This window comes from Vibrio sp. T20 (genome assembly GCF_007858795.1).
GTDB classification, from domain to species: domain Bacteria; phylum Pseudomonadota; class Gammaproteobacteria; order Enterobacterales; family Vibrionaceae; genus Vibrio; species Vibrio satsumensis.
Genome location: NZ_VFEB01000196.1, coordinates 17,986 through 43,571, shown reverse-complemented (window position 1 = coordinate 43,571; position 25,586 = coordinate 17,986). Strand labels below are relative to the sequence as shown.

Sequence of the window (25,586 nt, the reverse complement as noted above, 5' to 3'; positions counted from 1 at the left end):
CGTTGGCACCGTAAACGAAAGATTAAAGTCAGCATGTCGAGAAAACGAAACTGTTGGGATAACGCTTGTTCCGAAAGTTTCTTTGCGCAATATAAGAAAGAGTGGATGAACAACTTAGATCAGCTTTCACGACAAGAAATGACGATGCAAAGTCGAATTTATATCGATACCTATTATAATCCAGTAAGAAGACATGGGACTCTAGGTGGAGTGAGCCCCATGGACTTTGAACTAATCAACTAAACCCCTGTGTCTACTTTTTAGGGGCCATATCATTTTAGTCTTTTCGCATCTCGACACTCGAATCTCGCATCTGCTCTTTTGCTTGCTTCTCAATCGCCTTCACCATGCCTTTAAAGATAAATAGGTGAGCTGGCATCATTGCGAACCAATACAGTAATCCAAGAAAGCCTTTAGGGTGCCACCACGCTGAAATGTTCAGCTCGCGAGAGTCTCCGTGGTCAGAGACGGTAATTTCGAGTCGTCCTAAACCGGGGCCTTTCATACCGAAAAGCAGAGATAAAAACTGATTCTCTTCACAGCGAATGACCTTCCATGAATCGATTTTGTCACCGACTTTTAGGTTGGGGCCTTCTGGCATTTGACGAACAGGTACCCCGCCACCGAAAAGAACATCCAACCATTCGCGTGTGCGCCATAAAGTGTTAGCGAAGAAGTAACCTTGCTTCGGGCTTCCGATTTGCTGAGCAACATGCCAAAGCGATTCTAGTGGTGCACTTGAGGTGATACTTGCGCCTGTTTTCTTCGGGTAATAGCCATATCCAGCTTGCCAGCGTTTGAAGGCGGTTTTGTCAAAACCCCACACATTACTCTTTACGAAGTTACCTTCAGAATGAATAGCTTGCTCAACCATATTCTCGAACGAGATAAGCTTCTGAGGGTACTTTTCTCTAATGGTGGTCGAACTGGCGATAAAATCGTGTTTTAAGCCTGCGAGAAGCGCTCTGCCTATGTTAGAGGGTACAGAGGTTACCACGCCCAGCCAATATGAAGCGATTGACGGCGTTAGTAGCGATGTCGCCCAAAGCCTGAGTGGACGATCGGCTGTTTTGGCTATGTGAGCAAATTGATTTCGATAAGAGACAATATCCGGCCCGCCAACCTCGAAGGTTTGGCTTTCGCTAGGCGTTTCTTGTGCAAGTTTCAGTAGGTAGTGGTTTAGGTTCTGCAATGCAATCGGGTTGGCTTTAGAATCGACCCACTTTGGCGCAATCATAATCGGCAAGTTGTACACAAAGTCTCGCATGATCTCGAATGCCGCAGAGCCTGGGCCTATGATCACGCCTGCTTGAAGTTCGGTTATCGGTACTGGTCCTTTACGAAGTAGCTCACCGGTTTTCTTTCTCGCTTGAAGGTGCTCTGAGTCGCCGGTTTGAGGCTGAAGCGAGCTTAGATAGATAACGTGCTGGTTTTTAGGGCCAAGTGCAGAGACAAAGTTGCGAGCTAGATTTAACTCATAATCAATAAAGTCGTGGCCTTCTGCCATTCCATGGACAAGGAAGAAGATAAGATCAAAATCGGGGACTAAGGCTTGTGTTGCGGCTTGATCAGCCAGGTCAAGATACTTAAGTGATAAGTCTTCGTGAGGCTCGGTCCGTGCCTTTAAATACTCGATATGCCTTGCTGCTGCCGTGACTTGATAGCCTTGCTTAAGCAGAAGAGGGAGGAGTTGCGAACCAACATATCCAGAAGCGCCTAAAACCAGTACTTTCTTCATTGTTACTCCATGTAATGTGCTATTCAAAGTTCGGACACGTTACTCAAGGTAACTGCGTTAACTTGCTTATACACCAATTTACCAGTGATGGATGTAAAAAAGCCAATAGAATTAACCTATTGGCTTTGAGCTTCAAGAGCAGCCTGCTCTTTTATCTAAGAACGAGCGACATAAGGTATTACTTACGAGGTTGGGCTAAGGTTTTGACCTTTATATTCACCAGTGAGTGTCTTGAGGAATGCCTTAATCGCATCAACTTCTTGGTCGCTCATTTCAACACCTACTTGATACTTACCCATGTCGAAAATCGCCTTGTCTAAAGTTTCTGCCTGTCCGTCATGGAAGTAAGGCGCTGTCAGCTCGATGTTTCTCAGTGTAGGGACTTTAAACTTGTGTCGGTCCGATTCGATGCCCGTTACGTTGAAACGCCCCATATCTTCTGGTGTGATGTCAGAACCGCGGTCAGAGAAGTAATCCGCTTTTAGGCCCATTGCCTCAAAGGTTTCACCGCCCATGGCTTCACCCGCATGGCATGTACCGCAGCTATACTTTTTGAAAAGCATCAGGCCATATTTTTCATGGCTATCTATAGCATCGATGTTACCCGTTAAATATTGGTCAAAACGGCTGTTGGGTGTCGTCAATGTCTTTTCAAATTCAGCGATAGCGTGAGTGATGGTGTGGCCGCTGATTTCACCTTCGTAGGTCTTGTCGAACATAGCCACTAATTTTTGGTCGTGGCTAAGCTTGTCAACTATCTGATCCCAACCTTCAGAACCCATTTCAATTGGGTTGAATGGAGGGCCGCCAGCTTGGTCTTGGAGGTCGTTTGCTCGACCGTCCCAAAATTGGAGCTTGTTGTACACTGAGTTGAAGACGGTTGGTGCATTGATTCCACCCACTTGACCATGAATGCCGACCGAGCCAACGAGGTTGTCTACTCCACCCGTATCGAGGCCATGACATGATGCACAAGACACGGTGTCATCTCCAGACAGGCGCGTATCGTGATATAAGGCCTTACCTAACTTAGCCCTGTCTTCGTCAACGTCAAAGCTAGAATAGATAGGCTGCAAAGCGAGCTTTTTTCCCTCGTCATGCACCGGTGAGTTGGCGTGAAGAGTGGCACGAGTGTGACGAATCCATCTAAGAAGCGTGTGTTTTTCTTCTTTCGAAATTCCCGCTGACCAGTGCATCGATTGGTAGATTTTTGGTGGCATGGAATCGTCATAAAGCACTTTTTCGATACGAGCTAATGCCACTTCAGATATTGGTTCTTTACCTTGTACCCCATTGAAGAGCTGAGTGATTTCAAAGTGTTTCATACCAGATTGAAGGTCTTTATCCATAAGGTTTTTAGCGATTGGCCAGTTGGCATAAAAAGGCATCTCGCTGTCGCCTGTATGGCAATAACTACATCCCTTATCTGTAAGTACTTTCATCGCTTGATAATCAAGAGATGACTTATCGAGTGATGAGAATTGCGCCAAGTTTTGCTCGGCCAGTTTTTGGTCATTTTTGTCGACCCAATACACCGAGCCTAAATAAGCCAATATCCCTAAACCAACTAAACTTAATATTATTTTTTTATTATTCATCTTTTAACTCCCTAGTGAATTGGCTAGGAAGTTATTGAATTTAAGCGACTTTATGAAATGACAAAAAGGAATCAATATTAATCGAATAACTAGATGGAGAATAATTTAACGAAATAAAGCCTTTTAATTCATGTGGTTATGTTGGTTTGTTAAAAATGGCAACAAATACAACGCGATGCCGATCGCTACTAACTTTGATTTCAATCAATTTACCTGTCTATAGCGTCAAATGTGTTTTTTGATATGTGCACCTGTATTAATAATGCTGATTTGATGATTTCCGCCTTGTTCGAGAGAGTGGTTGAGTGAATGTGCTTTGCTAGTTCGGTGAGTAAGGAACAAGATTATGTCACTATTGTCTGGCTAATCGAGTTTTCACATTTGAACAAGTGAATGATGCATAAATTAGGATGCTATGCGGGAATTCATGTTCACCTCGTTATTTATGTATGGTTAAAAACCGAACGTTGATATAATGGCGGGATATTTTCCTTTATTCATCAATACGTTCCGTTTAGGTATCTCTATGTTGCTCTCTTCAATTATTCATCATACTCGAGGTGATTTTGTTCGCAGGCTTATTGCGATTGCTTTGCCTATTGCTTTGCAGAGCATTATGTTTTCAAGCCGAGGCTTAGTGGATGTGTTGATGTTGGGCCAACTTGGCGAAGCAGACATTGCGGCTGTGGGTGTTGCGAGCCGAGCGATGTTCGTGACGACCATTATGCTGGTGGGTGTCACCACCGGCGGCGCTCTTCTTACTGCTCAATATTGGGGAGCGGGTAACAGGCAAGGTGTGAGAGAAAGCACCGCACTGACGTGGCTGGTTTCGACCCTATTTGCGTTACTGACCATTGCATTTTTCGTTTCATTTCCTGCACAAATCATGGGCGTGACGACCGACTCTCAAGAGGTCATCAACCTAGGCGTTGAATATATCGTAATTACCTCATTTAGCATGCTAGCGGTATCGTGCGTAAGCAGTATGGCTGTGGGTTTGAGAGCGATGCACAAACCTGGACTAAGTACCTTTTTCAGCGGTATCGGTATCCTGTCTAATATATTCTTAAACTGGGTGCTGATTTTCGGTAACTTGGGTTTTCCAGCACTTGGAATCAAAGGCGCAGCAATTGCAACAGTACTGAGTGGCGCAATTGAAGTCGCGACTTTGTTTGGTTATCTCTATTTCTCTAAGCATTTATTAGCTTTCAAGTTCTGCGATATTAAAGCGGCAGCTTCGATCGAAAAGGTGGTTCGCTTCTTGAAGTTGTCTCTCCCGACCACGTTCAACTTTTTAGCATGGGCGGGTGGCTTGTTTGCTTACCATGCGATCATGGGACAATCGGGCGTTCAAGGTTTAGCTGCACTTTCAGTAATGACGCCGGTTGAGTCTATCTCATTGAGCCTATTGATTGGTTTATCAAATGCGGCAGCGGTTCTGGTGGGTAACCAACTTGGCGCGAAAAACAATGAAGCGGTTTACTATCAAGCGTTAGGCTTAACGATTCTGTGTTTCTTAACCAGTATCGTAGTGGCCGTTTTTCTCTACTTCGTTCAAACGCCAATACTTAATGCCTTTAGCGCATTGACTGAAGAAACCAGAGCCCTCTCAGAAAAGTTTATTCTGATTCTAAGTGTAGGTATTATTATTCGCTCGGTACCGTTGACTGTGATTGTTGGTGTGTTGAGAGCGGGCGGTGATGTGAAGTTCTGCCTCTATCAAGACTTGATTGCTCAGTGGGTGATTGGTATTCCACTGGCGGCTATTGCTGCTATTTATCTTAAGTTTCCACCGGAGTGGGTATATCTGCTTTTCCTAACCGAAGAAGTGATTAAGTGGGGCGGGTCGCTCTATCGCATGAAAACAAGAAAATGGATTAAAAACTTGATAGGAAGTTGAAGTAGGACGCACCAATCACGTCACTTTATCATTGGTGTGTGATCTATCTTTCAAAATACTTCCTCCTAACAGGGAATTAGTGTAGATTCTCCTTCCAAATTCTAACTAATGCGAGCTGTTTAATGTTAAAGCTGTCAGACCTATGTAAAGGCTATGTCGATGGGGGGGAGTTTCACCCTGTTTTGCAAGGTGCTGAATTAACATTAAACCAAGGTGACCAGCTAGCATTAATGGGAGAAAGCGGATCAGGTAAAAGCACTTTACTGAACCTTATCGCGGGTTTAGACCTTGCGGATTCAGGTGAAATCGCTTTCCCTCACTTCAATATGCACGACTCAACCGAGCGTGATCGCACTGCTTATCGTAGAAACAACATTGGCCATATTTTTCAGCAGTTCAACTTACTGCCAACGCTAAATATTGCCGATAACATCCGTTTTTGCCGTCAGTTAAAAGGCTTACCTGAAGACAAAGGTCTCTGGAGGCAGATTCTTTCTGCTTTAGACCTTATGCCTTTGCTTGGCCGTTACCCGGAAGAAGCGTCTGGTGGCCAACAACAACGTGCGGCAATTGCGCGTGCGCTGTATATGGAACCAAAAATATTGCTGGCCGATGAGCCGACCGGTAGTTTAGATGAGCGTAATGCAGAAGCCGTAATGCGTTTGCTGACCTCTTTGGCTCGCCAATTAGAATGTACCTTGTTGCTGGTGACACACAGTGAAAAAGTAGCACTGCACATGGATGGCAGGATCCGTCTACAAGGAGGGCAACTGCATGTTATGGCCCGTAGTTAAGGCACTACTCGGTCACTATCGACGTTACCCACTGCAGATTATTTTGGTATGGCTTGGTTTAACCCTCGGCGTATCACTTTTGGTTGGTGTTACTGCTATCAATCAACACGCCAAGCAAAGCTATGCACATGGCGAAAAACTCTTTTCGAACCCTCTTCCTTACCGTATTCGACCAAAACACAACGCTAATAAGATCCCACAAGGTTTTTATATCCAGCTTCGCCGTGAAGGCTTTCAACAGTGCTCTCCTTTTGACCACCATCGTATCACTGATGAAAACGGCGCGAACTTCATGCTTATCGGCATAGACCCTGTTTCTATGCTTCAGTTGCAGCCGGGTATTGCGTTAAAAGATCTCACCACTTTAAACCTCATGAAACCGCCATATCCAATCCTTGTAAGTGATGATCTCGCTGAACACATGGAGTGGAACAACGGTGATTACATTCCTCTGATGGATGGCTCTGAGCTTGGTCCTGTGGTTGTCGATCAAAACAACCTGATTAATGGCACCAGGTTAATAGCAGATATTTCCTTGCTCCGCATGCTTAAACGCAGTGCAGGACTTTCAGTGATTGCTTGCTCAGACATGTCTACTGAGAAATTTGAGCGCCTAAAAAATATGTTGCCGAATGGGCTGACGATCACCCGCAGTTCTAAAGCGGAGCTAGAGTCGCTGACCAGTGCTTTTCACTTAAATCTTAAAGCGATGGGTATGCTGTCGTTTGTGGTTGGCTTGTTTATTTTCTATCAAGCGATGTCGCTGTCGTTTATTCAGCGCCAACCGTTAGTCGGAATTTTAAGACAAACAGGTGTATCGGGCTGGCAACTGGCGAAAGCGCTTTGTTTAGAGCTGTTGCTATTGGTAGTACTGAGCTGGATCTGCGGTAATGTATTCGGTGTCATGTTGGCTAATCAATTGTTACCGGCAGTATCTTCAAGCTTAGGTGACCTATATGACGCCAATGTTGGTTTAACGATTGACTGGAATTGGCGATGGAGCGGTTACAGCTTGTTAATGGCACTACTTGGTGCCTTCTTAGCGTGTGCTTGGCCGCTGGTTCGTTTGCTTAGATCACAACCTATTCGTTTGACCTCTCGATTATCTTTGATGCGCTTTGCGGGTACGGAATTCACATGGCAAGCATTGATTGGGTGTGGCTTCTTGGTTGCAGCTGTCGCTGTGTATCAAGCCCCTCAGACTCAAGAGTCTGGTTTTGCGATTATCGCGTTGATGCTCGTCAGTGTGGCTCTGTTTACGCCATTCTTGATGTGGAAGCTATTTAATAGCCTCTCTTATTCATTGCGCTGGGTTCGTGCTCGTTGGTTCTTTGCTGATGCTGCGTCAAGTATGAGCTACCGTGGCGTAGCAACAATGGCGTTTATGTTGGCGCTGACTGCAAACATTGGTGTAGAAACCATGGTAGGTAGCTTTAGGGATACCACTGATAAATGGCTAACCCAGCGTTTGGCTGCAGATCTTTACATCTACCCAACCAACAATGCCGCTGCTCGCATGAGTAACTGGCTGTCAGGCCAACCAGAAGTGGACTCAGTTTGGTGGCGTTGGGAAAAAGACGTAGCTTCTCCAGTGGGTAGTATTCAAGTGGTCAGTACTGGTCCTTCTGAAGGCGAACTAGAAGCTCTGACCATCAAATTAGGTATTCCGAACTACTGGTATCACTTACATCACTCGAAAGGTGTGTTGATCAGTGAGTCGATGTCTCTTAAGTTGGGGATTCGCCCAGGCGACTACATTGACCTTTATGACAACCTCGGTTCCGGTTGGCAGGTTGTCGGTGTTTACTACGACTATGGGAACCCTTACCATCAGGTCATGATGTCGCATCGAAACTGGCTGTATGGATTTGCAGGGCGCGGCAATGTGGGCCTTGGCGTGATACTCAAAGATGATGTCAATTCAGTAGGACTTCGCAGCCGACTGGAAAGTGTATTCAGGCTTGGTTCTGAGCGAGTTTTTGATAACAACAATATTCACAGTCAAGCAATGCGTGTGTTTGATAGAACGTTTGCGATCGCTGATACGTTGGGTAACATCACATTGGTTATCGCAGTCTTTGGTATCTTCTTCGCAACCGTTGCTGGTGAAGTGTCTCGACAAAGGCATATCTCGCTGCAGCGCTGTTTAGGTGTATCGGCGAAGGAGCTGATTCTGACAGGTAGCTTACAGTTGTTTGTGTTTGGGCTTATTTCCTCCTTGATTGCGATTCCGCTCGGTTTAGCGTTAGCAAGCTTGATTGTTGATATCGTTATTAAGCAGTCTTTTGGCTGGTCTCTCGAGTTACAAGTGATTCCTTGGGACTATTTACAGACATTTGCATGGGCCATGGCTGCATTGATGTTGGCTGGTGCTTTGCCAGTGATGAGAATGATTCGGAATACCCCGATGAAATCATTGAGGGATGCGCTTTAATATGCTTCAACGAAACGGCTCAACGAAACTCAGACACCGATTTATTTCCTCTCTATTACTGATTGGTTTCTTTGGCACTATTTTAGGTATCTGGGCGTACTATTCTTATTTTGTTGACGTTGGTGAAAAGGGGGTTAACGAGGTTAACTCAGTACTTGTTAGCGAATACTTCAATGTGTTTGAGCCTGTGCTACCTGACCGCAGCGTTTCATTGCCTCGTGACTTTCAGTTCCACCCAGAATTCCAACACGAGTGGTGGCATTACTTTGCATCTCTAAAAGGGGATGACGGTAAAAAGTACTCAGTGCAGTGGAGCTTCTTCCGTATAGCCACTGATGAACGTGAGACTCCAGGGTGGCAAAGTCCTCAGGTCTATATTTCAAATGTTGTGATCTCCTCTGATTCCAAAGTTTGGAAAGAGCAACGTTTAGCGCGTGGTGGCATAGGCCAGGCGGGAATGACCAGTCGTCCGTTTAGGATTTGGATTGATAACTGGAACTGGCGCGCACTCGGTAGCACACCATTCCCAGGTCGACTTCAAGTGCAAACTGATACGTTTGGCATTGAACTCGACACTATAGCGAAAGGCCCATACGTGCTCAACGGCGATAACGGCTATCAGAAAAAGCACGATTTATTACCTGTTGCGTCTTATAACTTCAGCGCTCCGTTCCTGTCTCTAAGTGGCGTGTTGAATTTGGACGGTGTTGCCAAGGAAGTTGAAGGCACTGCTTGGGTACATAAAGAGTGGGGTAGTGGCTTACTCGGAGTGGGCCAGCAAGGCTGGGATTGGTTCGTGTTTAATCTTGATGATGGCACAGCACTGAGCATTAACCGCTACCGCCATAATCAACAGTTACCTTATGTTTTCGGAACATTGGCCACTCGCTCAGGTAAAGTGTACCAGCTCACGGACTCCGATATTTCTATTAAGCCTTTACAGAATACGACGCTACTGAATGGCAGAAGAATGCCACTGCAATGGATTATTAATGTGCCACAACACAATATCAACCTCACGACGCGTATCAAGCGCAGGGATATGTGGCTGCCTTTTGTCATACCCTATTGGGAAGGGCCAATTATGGCGAGTGGAAGCCATGAAGCAACAGGCTTTATGCAGTTAACAGGCTACTAAAAAACACCTAAGGCTATCATTTGATAGCCTTTTTTTATGTTTGCGATTCCTACCAGACTCGAATTATTTGTGCATACAGCCTTGGTGATCTCATCTATACTTATTTTATGGCGCATAATAATATTATGGAATATACGACGTATTGTTTAGTATTTGTAGGAAAAACCGAAGTTAAACATCCGAAGAAGTGATTATCTATCGATAAAGCTTGGATATAAACTCTGGGTTATTCTTTGTTATTCGTTTATTTAAATAATAAATATAAGGGCGAAATCATGACCGACGTCATCCGTGACTTCTTTAAATTGGAATCTGCTGGCGGCATCATCCTAGTCATCGCTGCGGCGATCGCAATGTTTGTAGCAAACTCACCACTGAACGAAATGTACCAAGGTGTACTTCATAGTTACGTTCTTGGTATGTCTGTGTCTCACTGGATTAACGATGGCTTAATGGCTGTCTTCTTCCTTCTAATCGGCTTAGAAGTTAAGCGCGAACTTTTAGAAGGCGCATTAAAGTCTAAAGAGACGGCAATCTTCCCAGCTATCGCTGCTGTGGGCGGTATGCTAGCTCCTGCACTTATTTACGTGCTATTTAACTCAAGTAACCCTGAAGCGCTTCAAGGTTGGGCTATCCCTGCTGCAACGGATATCGCATTCGCATTGGGTATCATGGCTCTTCTTGGTAACCGTGTACCGGTAAGCTTGAAGGTATTCTTATTAGCGTTGGCAATTATCGATGATTTAGGTGTTGTTGTTATCATTGCACTGTTCTACTCAGGCGACCTATCAACGCTTGCACTGACGGTTGGCTTCATCGCGACTGGTGTGTTGTTCATGTTAAATAACAAGCATGTAACTAAGCTGAGCGTGTACTTAATTGTTGGTGCGATCCTGTGGTTCGCTGTATTGAAGTCTGGTGTTCACGCAACATTGGCTGGTGTAGTCATTGGTTTTGCTATCCCACTAAAAGGTAATAAAGGAGAACATTCTCCGCTGAAACACTTAGAGCATGCTCTGCACCCATACGTAGCTTTTGCAATTTTGCCAATCTTTGCATTTGCAAACGCAGGTATCTCACTAGAAGGCATCTCAATTTCAAACCTTACAGGCATGCTACCGCTTGGTATTGCTATGGGTCTATTGGTTGGTAAGCCACTGGGTATCTTCCTATTCAGCTGGGGTGCTGTGAAAACCGGCGTAGCTAAGCTTCCTGAAGGTGTGAACTTCATGAACATCTTCGCGGTGTCTGTGTTGTGTGGTATTGGCTTTACTATGTCTATCTTTATCTCGTCACTGGCATTTGGTCCAACGAACGCAGATTTTGATACGCTTGCTCGATTAGGTATCCTGATGGGCTCAACAACTGCAGCTATCTTAGGTTACTTCCTGCTAAGTATTTCTCTACCGAAAACTAAGCATCAAGAAGTAAAACTATAATCGGTAATTGGTTCGATTAACCATCGAACCAATTCCTGAGCAACAAGTCAATTTCTGAGTAGCAAGAAGAGTCACAGAGTCATCCACACGATTTATGTGACGACAAAGAACAAAAAGCCGTGATAGGTAACCCTATCACGGCTTTATTGATCATGTTGCTAAGCTACTATTTGTAAGATAGCTTGTTTTGCAAGTACGGTGACAATGTCACGCTACTTTTCTAGTGTGGTAAAAATAGTCCACTCTTCAACGATCTGCTCACTTAACCCAACTACCGTCGCCGTTACCTTTCGGTTCAGTGCGTGTGAAGTAGGGTCATCACCATCGCTTTCTAAGCGTTCTTCGCCATAGCCAACAATTCTGACACGCTCTGGTTCTATACCATTCGACAATAACTCGTCTTGCACATTATTCGCTCGTTTCTTTGACAAATCTAAGTTGTACTCATTGGAACCCACTTTACTCGCGTAACCTTGGATTTCGATAGAAGCACTTTTGTAGGTTTCAAGGAACTCTGCCATCGTGCTGATTTGATCAGAAAATATTGGGTTCACTTCAAATGAGTCATGAGCAAAGAGTATCTTTAGCTGTCTGACTTCTTCTGCACGAATCGTTTCACCACAGCCATCATTATCGACTTGTGATGCTTCAGGCGTTCCTGGGCAGGTATCGCGTGCGTTTACCACACCATCTTTGTCATCATCTTGCAGGTCTGCAATCTGCTCCGCTTCAGGTGTCTCGATGTAGGCCTCTTCCTGTTGACTAGAGCAGGCGAATAGAGTCATCGTTAATACGGGAAGTAATAAGTAAGTTATTTTCATCATTAATACTCCACGGCCGTTGTCCACTCTTCTGGTATGTCGACCAGTAGAGCGTTCAATAAAGAACCGGTTGCGTTCATCACACGGTACTTAGCGTACTGCTCAGAGTAATGCGCATCTAGATAGTCTTTACGGGCTTCAAATAGTTCGTTCTCTGTGTTGAGCAAGTCAAGCAGAGTACGTTTGCCTATTCGGTATTGTTTTTCATAAGCGATAACGGTCTCCGAAGCTGAATCAACATGGTCAGATAGAAAGTTTTTTTGTTGCAGTGTTAAATCTAAGGCACTCCATGAAAGGCGAAGGCCTTCTTCCACTTGGCGATAAGCGCGATCTCTCAGATCTTTTGCTTTATTCAATTGGTAAGCAGCTGCTTCGGAATTAGCACTGTCTGTTCCGCCGTTGTACAAGTTATATCGCATGCGTAGCATCGCGAGGGTCTCTTGACTAGAGCCTTCATCGCCTCCCGCATCATCACGCCACGACTGTGATGCTTCAATAGAGAACGTAGGGTAGTTCACGCCTTTCGATTGTTTGTATTGAAAATGTGCTGCGTCGACATCAGCCGTTGCGATTTTTATAACGGGGTGTTTGTCCAAGGCATCAACAATGGCGTCCGTTAACGACAAAGGAATCCTCGAAATATCGGCTCGTGGGTAAATTAAGCCTAGGGGTTCTTGGCCAACTACTCGTCTGAACTGTGTGTGTGTATCGATCAAATTATTCTGTGCGGCCAACAAGTTACCATGAGCTTTTGCAATCCTAGCTTCTACCTGAGATACATCCGCGGTTGAACCTATGCCTGAATTAGCTCGTTTCTTTATGTCTTTGTAGATTTTCTTGTGTATCGAAAGATTACTTTCTGACAGTGCCAGCACTTCAGTGGCTTTCACTGCATCTAAATAGATTTGAGTGACCTCCAGCGCTTTGTCTTCGGCATCTGCAATCAATTGTAAACGAACCGACTCGGCTTCTGCGGCGGTACGATCAATGTCGTACAGAGTCGCGGAACCATCCCAAAGCAATTGCGTGAGGGAAATCGTCGCTTCCTTTCTTGTTAGATCGGTATCTGGACCGTTGTTTGGTGCAGGGTTTATGCCTTCGTAACCAATACCGGCGTCAAGATCGATACTGGGCTTGTATGCACCTCCAGATGCATCGTTACGCTTTTTCACGCTCACATATTCGTTAAAGATGCTTTTTATCTCTGGATTGGTTGCCAAAGTAATAGCCACCGACTGTTCCAGAGTTTGAGCGGCGAGTGGTGTTGCAGCAACTAAGCAACACATGATGGATAATTTGAACAATTTCAAAGTAGCTCTCCTTCTACTTTCAATGTTTCATCCATTTCCCAACCTACGTTTACCGCTGAATTGAGTGAATGGTATTAAACGAAGCTTAGGACATTTGCAAAAAAATGCGAAGTTTGTTGGTTTTTTTTTGAATGTAAGTCGCTATTGCCATTGACTAATTTGAAAAGCGCTTTGGTTGTACTACTTTAGTGAGTTGATTATCAATAGTGCTACTACTAAATTTATTGTAGGAAATAGCCACAGCGCAGAGTGGTATTGGAGCCGCGTTTGGTGTGTTCTGGGTAGAAGTGGGAATATGGATATGGGAAATATCAACCTAAATATACTAGGTCTTGCTAGCGGGAGTGTAGTGCTCGACGCTCAAGGCCAAGTTAGACGTTTGTCTCCGGGCGAACAACCAGCCGCTAGCGACGTAATTATCAGTTTTGATACTAGTGAAGAGAGTGTGCCAAGTGTTTCTGCACGTTTTGTAGATAACCAGGGCCAACAAAATGTGCTAGATACTGATGACGCGGTCGCTCAAGTTCAGCGTGCTATTGAAGAAGGATTTGATCCAACAGAACTAGGAGATGAGTTTGATACTGCTGCTGGTGAGGAAGGCTCGAGTTTGACCAACAGCGGTAGGATTGAACGTACTGGGGCTGAAACTCAAGCTGCCACGAATTTTGAAACTGAAGGGTTTGAGTCTCAAGGATTGTCAGAAACTCAAAGTATTGCTCTTTTTGATATCATCGCTTTTGCGCTTATTTCAGGTGAAACTAATGTTATTGAGTTTGAGCAGGATGAACCAATTGAGACAGGTGGCGCTTTAACCAGCGATGATCCGGACGTTACCTTTATTGGCAAAGAGGTCGCTGGAGATAATGAGCTCGGGACCTTTGTTGTAAACGAAGATGGTACTTGGACCTTCGTGGCCAATAGCCCTTATGATGAGCTTGCCGATGGCGAGCAAATTCAAGATACGACGACAGTACAAACCTCTGATGGAGGCGAACAAGTCATCACTGTAACGATAATTGGTACTGATGATGCGGCTGTTGCCACTGATGACTCAGGCAGTGTGACCGAGGACATTGATGTCGATGACATCACCAATCAATTGGTAACGTCTGGTCAGATCGTGATTACAGATGTAGACAGCGACACTCCCACCTTTTCAGCTGATGGTGAGTTTAACCTCGTAGGTTCAACAAACGATTCACAGCTAGGCATATTGAGCATCGACCCTGACGGCGTGTGGACTTACGTAGTTAACAACGATGATGTTCAGTACTTGGATGACGATGAGTTCGTAACCGAGGTTTATACCGTGACAGCAAGTGACGGTACCACGAGCGAAGTGACCATTACTATTAATGGTGCCGATGATCCATCTGATATAACCGTTGGCGAAGGTGATTCAGACACAGGTGAAGTGACTGAGGATGTGGATGTTGACGTAGAGAGCAACAACTTAATAACTTCTGGGACACTAACCATCACCGATGTCGACGATAACGATGTCGCTGCTTTTCAACCAAACGGTACGTTTAACCCAGAAGGCTCAACCAATGATACTGCGTTGGGTATGTTGACCATTACCGACGATGGTGAATGGACTTACGTCGTGGACAACGATGATGTGCAATATCTTGATGACGATGAGTTCGTTACCGAGGTTTACACAGTTACTGCGATTGACGGGACCACCAGTGAAGTAACCATCACCATAAACGGTGTCGATGATCCATCCGAGATTACCGTTGGTGAAGGTGATTCTGATATGGGTGAGGTGACGGAAGATGTCGATGTCGATCCTGATACCAACGAACTTTCAGTTTCAGGTACTTTAACGATTACTGATGTCGATACCAGCGATATGCCCGCCTTTAAACCTAATGGTGTGTTTACCCCTATTGGGTCTACTTATGCACTTGCTCTGGGCATGTTAACTATTACTCCTGAGGGGGCATGGAGTTATGTCGTTGATAACGATGCGGTTCAATACTTGAATGATGATGACGTGGTTATTGAGCGATATGTGGTAACCGCTATTGATGGTGTAGAGCATGTTATCGAGATAACAATCAATGGTGTCAATGACGCACCTGAAGCGACCAGCTTCACGGTCGTTAATGATCAGGACGCGGTCATACCTATCCTCTTCGATTCTGAAGATGGTGGTATGCCAGATTACATCTCAGATGTAGAAGATGACCATGACGACATTCCACTTAATATTCGGATAGAAAGTTTGCCAACCAACGGCAGCCTTTTGTATACCGATGAAAATGGCGTCACGAGAGAAATCATGCAGTCTGATGTCGATAACGGTGTGTTGTTTGTTCCGAACAATATCAGTTTTGTAGCTGGGCCTGGAGAGATGTTTGAAATGGGCTTCAGTGGTGATCCTGAGGATATACCAGATCTTGTTGATGGTTTCTATAATTGGGGTGTAGAAGTTTCACCAACCGAAAGACTAATTACCCTGGACAACGGTAATACTATTACTCTCAGTATTGAGGACAACAACGATAAGCCACTTAAGCAGTATCAAGGTGAACAGCCTCATGTTGGTTTTGGTATTGGCGACACTGATGGTAGAGGTATGAACAAGCAGGAGACGTTGATATTGGATTTTACTGATAATCCATTAGATGTTGTCGATTTTGGTTTAGATGGCTTGGGCGGTTCATTTAACACTAATAGTAATGTCTATGTTGAAGTGCTCTATACCTTTGCTGATGGCACTACTCAGACTGAGCAATATCAAAAAGATCCAGGAGATACGGGGAATAGCCAAATTCTGTATGATTTTAGTTATTCTTCACCAGACAATCCGATTGTTGGGATGGAGCTGTCATCGACAGGGGGCAGTTGGGAGTTACGCTATGTTCAAGGTAACGAGGCGGTAACTGAAGACCCGCAGTTTGATTATGTCGCGGTCGACTCTAATGGTGCAGAAAGCACGGTAGAGACGGTCACCATAGATATCGAAGCTCCGCAGCAATATAACGTTATTAGTGCGGCGAGTAATGAACCCTTGTATGCCGAGTCAGGTAACGATTTGCTGATTGGAGATAGCGGAGACAACATTTTCACTTGGCTAGACTCTACGCTCGACAACGGTACTGACATTATTAAAGATTTCGAGCTTTATACAGGTGGTTCTGGGGACCTGATCAACCTCAATGATTTGGTCGAAGACCCTCAAGATGAGACTCAAATGGCAGAGCTACTTGATGCGATAGAGGTCTCTGTCGACGGAGAAGATATTGCGTTGTCCATTCCAATCAATGGAGGGGATGATGTTCAAACTATCGTTGTTGAGGGAATTGCGACTGAACTGGCTGGTTCGGTTGACCTAGGTAATGACTTAGCTGTGCTAGGAGAACTGATAAAAAATGATGCTGCTTAATTAGATAAAGTGAAAGGCTCTAACGCTTAACGTAAGAAAAGCCCTCGATTTCGGGGGCTTTTTTGTGTCGAGTACCAGCCAAAGAAAAGGTATTGGAACAACACACAAAAAAAAGCCCAAACCAACGTGGTTTGGGCGGATACAAGTATAGGAGTTAATAAGGAAAATGCAGTAATTAAGAAAGCAGGGAGAAAAACAAGTTTGACGGCCTGTTAAACTTCTAAATACTCTGTTTTCTACATAATTTATGACCCTCCTTTTCAATTTCAGTTCCCAGAAAATTCATTAATTTTCCCTTTTTTTGTAAACACACGTCGATTCAATCGGTTAGTGCCGATTTTCATTAACTGGTACGACCAATTTGTGAAAATGTGATGTTGCTTGCTTGTTAAATAAATGTACTAAGCGTATATTTCAAACAGTTGTTTAATACGAGTGATTGAAATGGCACCAAGAAGTACAACCAAAGACAAAATCTTAGATGTGGCTGAAGGCTTATTTGCTGAGCACGGTTTTAATGACACCTCTTTACGCACTATTACGGGTAAAGCCAATGTCAATCTTGCTTCAGTGAACTACCACTTTGGCGATAAGAAGACTCTGGTTCGTGCCGTATTAAATCGATACTTGGAAGCGTTTATGCCTGCGCTGCAAGACGCTTTAGTGAACTTAAACTTGAACGAAACGTATTCTATGAGTGATGTGTTTGAGTCTTTAAGACAGCCACTAAGAGCACTTAACGATGTAAGGCCAAATGGTACGAGCCGATTTATGTTACTCATCGGTCGAGGTTATACGGATGTGCAAGGTCACTTGCGTTGGTTCATTACAACTCGCTACAGCGAAGTACTGACTTTGTTTACCAGTTCAGTAATGAAAGCCAACCCTAACCTCACTCAAGAACAGTTATTTTGGCGATTGCACTTCACCTTAGGGACTTGTGTTTTCACCATGGCTTCCAGTCAGGCTCTCGTTGAAATCGCAGAGAATGATTACGGTAAGCGAATAGATGCCAAAGCAGTGGTCGATATTCTTATTCCATACCTGGCCGCTGGCATGTCAGCAGAAGAATAAAACAATAAAAAGCGAAACATTCACAACCAAAATAGTGAACAAAAGGATCTGAACTATGAGCTCTCTAAGACAAAAATGGGTAAGTGACCCAGCTTTTAAACTCTTTAAAAAAGTACTACCACCACTATCTAGCACCGAGAAAGAAGCGATGGAAGCGGGTAGTGTTTGGTGGGACGGAGAGCTGTTTTCTGGTAAACCAGATTTCACTAAGCTGCACCAATATCCAAAACCTCAGCTGACAGCAGAAGAGCAATCGTTCATGGATAATGAACTTGAAACTCTGCTTGCTATGCTTGACGACCACCAAATCGTAAAAGAAGACCGAGACCTTCCTGAAGAGGTATGGACCTTCTTACGTAAAGAGCGTTTCTTTTCGCTAATTATTGCGAAAGAGTACGGCGGTCGTGAATTTTCAGCACACGCGAACTCGACTATCGTAACTAAGATTGCGACTCGTAGTATCAGTACTGCGGTTTCAGTCATGGTTCCAAACTCTCTTGGTCCAGGTGAGCTGCTGTCTCACTACGGTACTCAAGACCAAAAAGACTACTGGCTACCACGTCTTGCTGACGGTACCGATATCCCATGTTTTGCATTAACAGGCCCTGAAGCCGGTTCTGATGCGGGTGGTATCCCTGATGTCGGCACTGTGTGTATGGGAATGCACGAAGGTAAAGAGACGTTAGGTATTAAGCTTAACTGGAACAAACGCTACATTACACTAGCACCAGTAGCGACTGTACTTGGTCTGGCTTTCAAACTGCACGATCCTGAGAAACTACTTGGTGACAAGGAAGACATTGGTATCACTTGTGCATTAATCCCAGCTGATCATGAAGGTGTTGTGATTGGTGAGCGTCATGACCCACTTGGTCTTGCATTCATGAATGGTCCAACACGTGGTCACGATGTATTTATTCCTATGGAATGGCTAATCGGTGGCGCAGATTACGCAGGTAAAGGCTGGCGTATGCTGGTGGAATGTCTGTCTGCGGGGCGTGGTATTTCACTACCGGCGCTAGGTACAGCAATGGGCCACCTAACTGCGAGAACAACTGGCGCATACGCTTATGTTCGTAAGCAGTTCGGTATGTCGATTGGTAAATTTGAAGGTGTTGCTGAGAGCCTAGGCCGTATTGGTGGCTTAACGTATCTACTAGAAGCAACTCGTACGCTGACAACCACTTCACTTGATATGAAAGAGAAGCCGGGTATCGTAACGGCTATCGCGAAATATCACATGACAGAAATGGCGCGTACGATTCTGAATGATTCGATGGATATCCACTCGGGTCGCGCAATTCAAGATGGCCCGATGAACTACTTGGCAGCGCCGTACCTAGGTATTCCGGTTGCTATCACAGTAGAAGGTGCGAATATCCTGACTCGCAACCTGATGATCTTCGGTCAAGGTGCGACACGTTGTCACCCATACGTGTTAAGCGAAATGGAAGCGGCAGCAAACCCAGATGAGAAGCAAGGTGCGAAGGACTTCGATAACTTGTTGTTCAAGCATATTGGTCACGCGACTAAGAACACGTTTGGTGCGTTCGGTGCGGCATTAACAGGCTCTAAGTTCATTAAAGCAGATATGAGCGGCCCAACGAAGCCTTACTACCAAGACCTGACTCGCTTGAGCCGTGCGCTTGCTGTAAGTGCGGATTTCGCAATGCTTACACTAGGCGGCGAACTTAAACGCAAAGAGCTTATCTCTGCACGTCTAGGTGATGGTCTAAGTTACTTATACATGGCGTCTGCAGCGCTTAAGAAGTATGAAGACGAAGGTCGTCAACAAGCTGACCTAGACTACGTACATTACGCGGTTCAACACTGTTTCCATAACGCGGCGAAATCTCTACAAGAAGCGTACAGAAACTTCCCGAACAAGATGGTTGGTAAAGTACTTAAAGGTCTCGTTTTCCCTGTAGGTAACCACTTTGAAAAACCAAGTGATAACCTAACGGTACAACTGGCTGAAAGCTTGATGACTCCGGGTGCACACCGTGAGCGTCTGACTCATCTTTGCTACATCGGTAAAGAAGAAGAGGATAGCGTTGGCCTGATGGAGAACGCGTTCAATGCGATGTACAGCATTAAGCCTCTTGAGCGTAAGATCTTCAAAGCGGTGAAAGAGGGCAAAGTTGCTCGTAAAGGTTTGTTAGAAGATAAACTTGCTCAAGCACTTGCTGCTGATGTACTAACGCAAGAAGAAGTTGACCAGATTGTGGCTGCCGATAAGCTGCGTTACGCTGCGATTCAAGTCGACCACTTCAGTCATGACTTTAGTGAAACTTTGACGCGAAAAGAGTTAAAACCTAAGCTAAATAGCGTTGCTTAGATAACGGAATGATAAAAGGCACCTAATCAGGTGCCTTTTTTGTTTTTGTCGTAGAAGTCGCAATAGACGCGTTAACAAATGGTGACTTAGTCAGCAAATATTCACTGAGTGCTCCAACCACTTGCATTTTCACCACATTTTTACAGAAATTAGATGCCATTTGCGTACGAAACTTTTATCCTTAACCTGATTTTTTAAGGAAGTTGAATATGATCATCAAACCTCGAATTCGCGGATTCATCTGTACTACAACACATCCAGTCGGTTGTGAAGCTAATGTAAAAGAACAAATTGCTTACACAAAAGCTCAAGGTCCAATCGCAAACGCACCTAAACGTGTACTAGTTGTTGGCTCTTCAAGTGGCTACGGCTTGTCTTCACGTATTGCGGCTGCATTTGGTGGCGGCGCTTCAACTATCGGTGTTTTCTTCGAGAAAGCCGGTACTGAGAAAAAGCCGGGCACAGCTGGTTTCTACAACTCAGCAGCGTTCGACAAGCTAGCTAAAGAAGAAGGCCTGTATTCAAAAAGCCTGAACGGCGATGCTTTCTCTAACGAAGCGAAACAGAAAACAATTGATCTGATCAAAGAAGATCTAGGTCAAATCGATATGGTTGTGTACTCACTGGCGTCTCCAGTGCGTAAAATGCCAGAGACTGGCGAAGTGATTCGTTCAGCTCTAAAACCTATCGGCGAAACGTACACATCAACTGCGGTTGATACAAACAAAGACATGATCATCGAAGCAAGCGTTGAGCCTGCATCAGAAGAAGAGATCAAAGACACTGTTACTGTAATGGGCGGTGAAGATTGGGAACTTTGGATCAATGCTCTATCTGAAGCGGGTGTTCTAGCGGACGGTTGTAAGACTGTTGCTTACAGCTACATCGGTACTGAACTAACGTGGCCAATCTACTGGGATGGCGCGCTAGGTAAAGCTAAGATGGATCTAGACCGTGCAGCGTCAGCGCTTAACGAGAAACTAGGCCAAACTGGCGGCACTGCAAACGTTGCTGTTCTTAAGTCTGTTGTGACTCAAGCAAGTTCTGCGATTCCTGTTATGCCTCTTTACATCGCGATGGTATTCAAGAAGATGCGTGAAGAAGGTATTCACGAAGGTTGTATGGAACAGATCTTCCGTATGTTCAGCCAACGTCTATACAAAGAAGACGGCAGCGCTCCAGAAGTGGATGAAGTAAATCGTCTACGCCTAGATGACTTAGAACTTCGCGAAGACATTCAAGATCACTGTCGTAACCTATGGCCTCAAATCACAACTGAGAACCTGAAAGAACTGACTGACTACGTAGAATACAAAGAAGAGTTCTTGAAGCTATTCGGTTTCGGTGTTGAAGGTGTTGATTACGAAGCTGAGGTTAACCCAGCTGTTGAGTTTGATGTAGCTGACATCTAATTCAAGTTATCGAATCTAAACGAAATAGGCGCTCATTGAGTGCCTATTTTTTTGTCTGTTATCTGAGTAAAGAAATTAGGAGCAGATACGGGATACGAGTAGAGAGATGCGAAGAGATTGAGAGCAGATACGAGTGACGAGATTCGAGATACGAAGAGAGTTAAGAGCAAGAGCGGGGAAGAAGGCTTGAATTGCTTAAAACAGGCCATAAAAAATGCACTAACCCAAAGATGAATTAGTGCATTTAAAATATCTAATCTAAAGCGCTATAACGCTGAATAAACTAGCTAATGATGATGATAAAAGTACCAGCTAAGGTCATTAATATATTGGCTATCGCATAGGTACCTGCATAACCCAGAGCCGGAATGGTTGAGCGAGCATGGTCGTTTACGATGTCCATTGCTGGAGCACAGGTTCGTGCACCGATGATCGCACCAAACAGCAGCGCGCGGTTCATTTTCAGCACGTAAGCGCCAACTAAGTAAGCGAAGAATACCGGTAGCACACTCACCACCAGAGCAATACCAATGACCTGTGGGCCAACTTGGGTTAAGTGCTCAAATATCTTACCACCGGCGCTTAAGCCGATACCGACCATAAAGAACATCAAACCGAGGTCTTTGACCATATTCAACGCACCCTGAGGTACATAACCGAAAGTAGGGTGGTTCGCTCGTAGGAAACCAAGCATGATGCCTGAAAGAAGAAGGCCTACTGCGTTACCTAGTCCAAACGAAACCTGACCGAATGTCATGGTGATCAAACCAAACAAAATACCCAGAATGAAGAAGCTACAGAAGGCCATCAAATCTGCCATTTGACTGTGGATTGAGATGAAACCAATTTTCTCTGCTAGGCCGTGGACACGACTCTTTTCGCCACTCACTTGCAGTACATCACCTTTAGAAAGCACGATGTTTAAGTCCATCGGCATTTCAATCTGAGCACGTACTACGCGGTTAAGGAAACAGCCGTATTCAGACAGGTTTAAGTCAGATAAGCGTTTACCTGCGATGCTGTCACTTTTGACGACAATCTCTTCTTCCACGATACGTAGATCGAGTAGGTTACGGTCGAAAACCTCTTTACCGTTACGGAAGCTTGGGTCTAGACGAGCGTGGCTGTCTGGGAAGCCAACCAATGCGATTTCATCGCCTTCTTGTAGAATTGCATCACCATCTGGGTGGGCAAGAATACCATTACGTCGAATACGTTCGATGTAACAGCCTGTTTGGCGATAGATGCCCAGTTCACGCAGGTTCTTACCATCAGTCCAAGAGATAAGCTCTGGGCCCACACGATAAGCACGAATAATAGGCAGATAAACCTTACGTTGGCCAGAAGCACCCAAACCACGTTCTTGAGCTATCTGCTCGGCCGAGTCGTGTAGGTTTACTTTCTGAAGTTTTGGAATCAGGCGAGCAAACATGATCATGCTGATTAAGCCAACCAAGTAAGCCATCGCGTAACCCACCGATAGGTTCTCGATAATCAGGCTCAAGTCCATGTTTCTTGGCACTTCAGCAAGCCCAGAATTAAGAGCGTCTTGTGCACCTACCAAGATTGGCGTTGCTGTAAGCGCACCTGCCATCATGCCGGCAGATAAGCCGAAGCCAAGGCCAAGGTAATGACTGCTGAAATAGGTGAGGGCAATAGCTGTAGAAAGTACCACAAGGCTCAGAATGAGGTAGTGCTTACCGTCTCTAAAGAAAATACCGAAGAAGTTCGGCCCAGCCTCAATGCCAACACAGTAGATAAACAGCATGAAACCAATGGTTAGCGCATCTGCGTTAAAGGAAAAGCCAAGATGTCCCATAACGAGGGAAGTAATCAGAACACCGATTGAATTGCCGAGTTGGAGACTACCGAAACGAATTTTACCAATGGCTAATCCAATCGATAAAACAACAAAGATGAGGAGAATGGGGTTTTGTTCTAACAGAAAAACAACGTCGATATTCACAGTGGTCGCTCAATAATTGGCGTGAAACACAGGGTAAGTTTGAGAGGTGAATTGTATCTAAATATAAATAAATTATAAGCGATATTTTGCTATTTTACTTGATTTTGACCTTATTCCTATTCCGTACGAAAACTGGTCATAAAAAAAGCCCGCTACAGTGAGCGGGCTTCTTATAAGTCGTACAATCTAACGCTAAAATTGGTCAGCTGTTTAAGGCTATAACCTTAGATCTCTTAAGAGAAATCTTCGCTTAGTCGAAAAGACCTAGGTTTTCTTTTGCGTATGCTTCAAATTCTGTGCAGCCGCCGATGTGGTCTTGATCGATGAAGATTTGTGGAACTGTGTCTACTGGCTTACCCACTGTTTTCTCTAGGTCAGCTTTGCTGATACCTTCAGCGTGAATGTCAACGTAACGGTAGTTGAAGTCATCACGTTTAGCTTTAAGAGTTTCAGCATGCTCTTTTGCACGAACACAGAATGGGCAAGCAGGGCGACCAAAAATAACTACAAACATTTAATTTCTCCTAAATACGGGATGAGGCTCGTTAACTCATTTATGTTAACTATTCTTTTATGAATGCCACTCAAAATTTCTTAAAACCAACTATGCCTCAATGCCATGGGGAAATAAAGATGGAATTGCCTCTTAATACAATAGGTTTTGCCTATCAGAGCAAATAATGGTCACAAAAAGGATCCATGCTGATTTCTGATGGGTATCTAGATTGATTACCCTTAATTTAAGAGTGTGAATTACCCCTAAGAATACGACTTTAATTCATCTTTAATGCGACAAGTTGCACCTCGTCAAAAAAAGCTCATACAGAACGAGGCATCTTAATACTGATGCACGATATAAAGGCTAAATTCCAACAACCAAGAGTTCGCAGTTTTGTTCGGTCATAGGCGCAGGAGGCACCATGTTTCAATTTATGACATCTACAAAGATCATCTTTGGTGATGGAGCACTTTCCGCTTCATTGTCTCTCTTTAATCAATATGGCTACAGCGTGCTATTGGTTACTGGTAATACATTGGAGCGCACCTCAATTGTTACTGACTATCTAGATGCACAGAGCATGCGTTATCAGCACATTGCCGTATCGGGCGAACCCAATATCAAAATGGTCGAGGAGGCTGCCACGTCTGCACGTCGATTTAAGCCAGATATGGTGGTCGCAATGGGCGGCGGCAGTGCCATCGATATGGGGAAAGCGCTAGCTGCTGTTTTACCTAACCAAGGCAACTTATACGATTATGTTGAAGTTGTCGGACGTAATGTTCCTCTTAAAACTAAACCGCTTCCATTCATCGCTATTCCTACCACGGCCAGTACCGGCGCCGAGGTAACTAAAAATGCGGTGCTTAAATCAGGCCAAGACCAAGTTAAGATCAGCCTTAGAAGTCCAGATATGTTGGCTGACGTTGCGATTGTCGACCCAACCCTAACTCATGGAACTAATCTGTATTTATCTGGGCGAGGTGCGATGGATGCCTTTACTCATCTAATGGAAGCCTACGTGTGTGGCGAACCGAACCCACTGACCGATATGATCTGCGAAGAAGGATTACGTAAGCTGAGTAGTTCGGTAATTCAGGCGTGTATTTATAATGAACCTCAAGCGCGTTCTGATCTCGCTTTTGCTTCAATGCTTGGTGGAATGGCAATCACTAATGCAAAGCTTGGTGCTGCACACGGATTAGCTTCTGCATTAGGCGGTAAGATTTCTGCGCCTCACAGTGTGATTACCGCGCGTTTAGCGCCATTTGTGATGTTAGAGAACATAGCGGTAGCGAAAGAGCACCAAAGAAGCGATATCCTAGTGCGTTATCAACGAATCGCTCAGATAGTCACGGGGAACGTCAAGGCGAAAGAAGAAGAGGCAATTTCTTGGTTATCTGAAGTGTTAGATACACTTAAGTTACCCAACTTGTTGGGATTTGGTGTTTGTGAAGCCCAGTTTGATGAGGTATCTGCAGATGCGTTGAAGTCAGTTGCGATAAAAGGAAACCCTCTACCGTTGAATCAAGAGAGGCTAGTTCATATTTTAGAGCAGGTTTGTCAAGAGTGCAGTTGCGGCAGTGATTACCGTGAGATAGCGCTACTGAATCAGGATGAACTTATCAACCAGCCTCAAACTGCGGAATCGAGTTTTACCATTATCAACTCTTATGCCTCTGAGAACAGTGTGGTTGAGAAGGGAAATAGTTGGACTATCTAGCTGTA

At 44.7% G+C, this 25,586-nt stretch carries 17 protein-coding genes; 11 read left to right on the top strand and 6 right to left on the bottom strand.

Going from position 1 to position 25,586, the window contains the following annotated elements:
* Nucleotides 1-243, top strand: a 243-nt coding sequence (locus FTW16_RS21165; RefSeq protein ID WP_146492371.1) for an integrase core domain-containing protein, incomplete at its 5' end; no start/stop codon positions are given.
* Nucleotides 244-277: 34 nt separating this feature from the next.
* Here the strand turns inward: FTW16_RS21165 and FTW16_RS21160 are convergent.
* On the bottom strand, nucleotides 278-1,738 hold the full coding sequence (locus FTW16_RS21160) for a DUF2867 domain-containing protein (RefSeq protein WP_146492370.1): 1,461 nt from the start codon (nucleotides 1,736-1,738) through the stop codon (nucleotides 278-280).
* A 182-nt stretch (nucleotides 1,739-1,920) separates the two neighbouring features.
* On the bottom strand, nucleotides 1,921-3,336 hold the full coding sequence (locus FTW16_RS21155; protein ID WP_146492369.1) for a cytochrome c peroxidase: 1,416 nt from the start codon (nucleotides 3,334-3,336) through the stop codon (nucleotides 1,921-1,923).
* A gap of 526 nt (nucleotides 3,337-3,862) precedes the next feature.
* Here FTW16_RS21155 and FTW16_RS21150 point away from each other — a divergent pair.
* The 5 genes from FTW16_RS21150 to nhaA all read left to right on the top strand — a co-directional run bounded on the left by FTW16_RS21150 (nucleotide 3,863) and on the right by nhaA (nucleotide 11,041).
* On the top strand, nucleotides 3,863-5,236 hold the full coding sequence (locus tag FTW16_RS21150; RefSeq protein ID WP_146492372.1) for an MATE family efflux transporter: 1,374 nt from the start codon (nucleotides 3,863-3,865) through the stop codon (nucleotides 5,234-5,236).
* Between the two features lie 122 nt (nucleotides 5,237-5,358).
* Nucleotides 5,359-6,030 (top strand): ABC transporter ATP-binding protein, encoded by a 672-nt coding sequence (locus FTW16_RS21145; RefSeq protein WP_017060385.1) that lies wholly within the window; start codon nucleotides 5,359-5,361, stop codon nucleotides 6,028-6,030.
* A complete protein-coding gene (locus tag FTW16_RS21140) occupies nucleotides 6,011-8,464 on the top strand; it encodes an ABC transporter permease (protein WP_146492368.1) in 2,454 nt (817 codons plus the stop codon). Before FTW16_RS21145 ends, FTW16_RS21140 begins: the two co-directional genes overlap by 20 nt.
* A complete protein-coding gene (locus FTW16_RS21135) occupies nucleotides 8,454-9,602 on the top strand; it encodes a lipocalin-like domain-containing protein (RefSeq protein ID WP_146492367.1) in 1,149 nt (382 codons plus the stop codon). Before FTW16_RS21140 ends, FTW16_RS21135 begins: the two co-directional genes overlap by 11 nt.
* Nucleotides 9,603-9,877: 275 nt before the next feature.
* Nucleotides 9,878-11,041: a Na+/H+ antiporter NhaA gene (nhaA, locus tag FTW16_RS21130; RefSeq protein ID WP_029405366.1), complete on the top strand. Its 1,164-nt coding sequence runs from the start codon at nucleotides 9,878-9,880 to the stop codon at nucleotides 11,039-11,041.
* Between the two features lie 212 nt (nucleotides 11,042-11,253).
* Here the strand turns inward: nhaA and FTW16_RS21125 are convergent, their stop codons facing one another.
* Complete coding sequence (locus tag FTW16_RS21125; protein WP_060982750.1) at nucleotides 11,254-11,865, bottom strand: OmpA family protein; 612 nt, start codon at nucleotides 11,863-11,865, stop codon at nucleotides 11,254-11,256.
* Nucleotides 11,865-13,172 (bottom strand): TolC family outer membrane protein, encoded by a 1,308-nt coding sequence (locus tag FTW16_RS21120; protein ID WP_060982749.1) that lies wholly within the window; start codon nucleotides 13,170-13,172, stop codon nucleotides 11,865-11,867. Before FTW16_RS21120 ends, FTW16_RS21125 begins: the two co-directional genes overlap by 1 nt.
* 301 nt (nucleotides 13,173-13,473) lie before the next feature.
* On the opposite strand from FTW16_RS21120, the gene FTW16_RS21115 reads away from it, so the two are divergent.
* From FTW16_RS21115 to fabV, 4 genes are all read left to right on the top strand, one after another.
* Nucleotides 13,474-16,569, top strand: coding sequence for a VCBS domain-containing protein (locus FTW16_RS21115; protein ID WP_146492366.1), 3,096 nt, complete (start codon nucleotides 13,474-13,476; stop codon nucleotides 16,567-16,569).
* 444 nt (nucleotides 16,570-17,013) lie between these two features.
* Nucleotides 17,014-17,643: a TetR/AcrR family transcriptional regulator gene (locus tag FTW16_RS21110; RefSeq protein WP_017631427.1), complete on the top strand. Its 630-nt coding sequence runs from the start codon at nucleotides 17,014-17,016 to the stop codon at nucleotides 17,641-17,643.
* Nucleotides 17,644-17,698: 55 nt separating this feature from the next.
* Nucleotides 17,699-19,981, top strand: coding sequence for an acyl-CoA dehydrogenase (locus tag FTW16_RS21105; protein WP_146492365.1), 2,283 nt, complete (start codon nucleotides 17,699-17,701; stop codon nucleotides 19,979-19,981).
* Between the two features lie 209 nt (nucleotides 19,982-20,190).
* On the top strand, nucleotides 20,191-21,393 hold the full coding sequence (gene fabV / locus FTW16_RS21100) for an enoyl-ACP reductase FabV (protein ID WP_086713097.1): 1,203 nt from the start codon (nucleotides 20,191-20,193) through the stop codon (nucleotides 21,391-21,393).
* 283 nt (nucleotides 21,394-21,676) lie between these two features.
* Here the strand turns inward: fabV and FTW16_RS21095 are convergent, their stop codons facing one another.
* On the bottom strand, nucleotides 21,677-23,359 hold the full coding sequence (locus FTW16_RS21095; protein ID WP_017630384.1) for an aspartate:alanine antiporter: 1,683 nt from the start codon (nucleotides 23,357-23,359) through the stop codon (nucleotides 21,677-21,679).
* A gap of 250 nt (nucleotides 23,360-23,609) precedes the next feature.
* Nucleotides 23,610-23,873 carry a GrxA family glutaredoxin gene (locus FTW16_RS21090; protein ID WP_009847069.1) on the bottom strand — a complete coding sequence of 88 codons (264 nt, stop codon included), beginning with the start codon at nucleotides 23,871-23,873 and terminating at the stop codon, nucleotides 23,610-23,612.
* Between the two features lie 406 nt (nucleotides 23,874-24,279).
* On the opposite strand from FTW16_RS21090, the gene FTW16_RS21085 reads away from it, so the two are divergent.
* Nucleotides 24,280-25,581, top strand: a complete 1,302-nt coding sequence (locus tag FTW16_RS21085) for an iron-containing alcohol dehydrogenase (RefSeq protein ID WP_146492364.1) — start codon at nucleotides 24,280-24,282, stop codon at nucleotides 25,579-25,581.
* Nucleotides 25,582-25,586 lie beyond the last annotated feature (5 nt).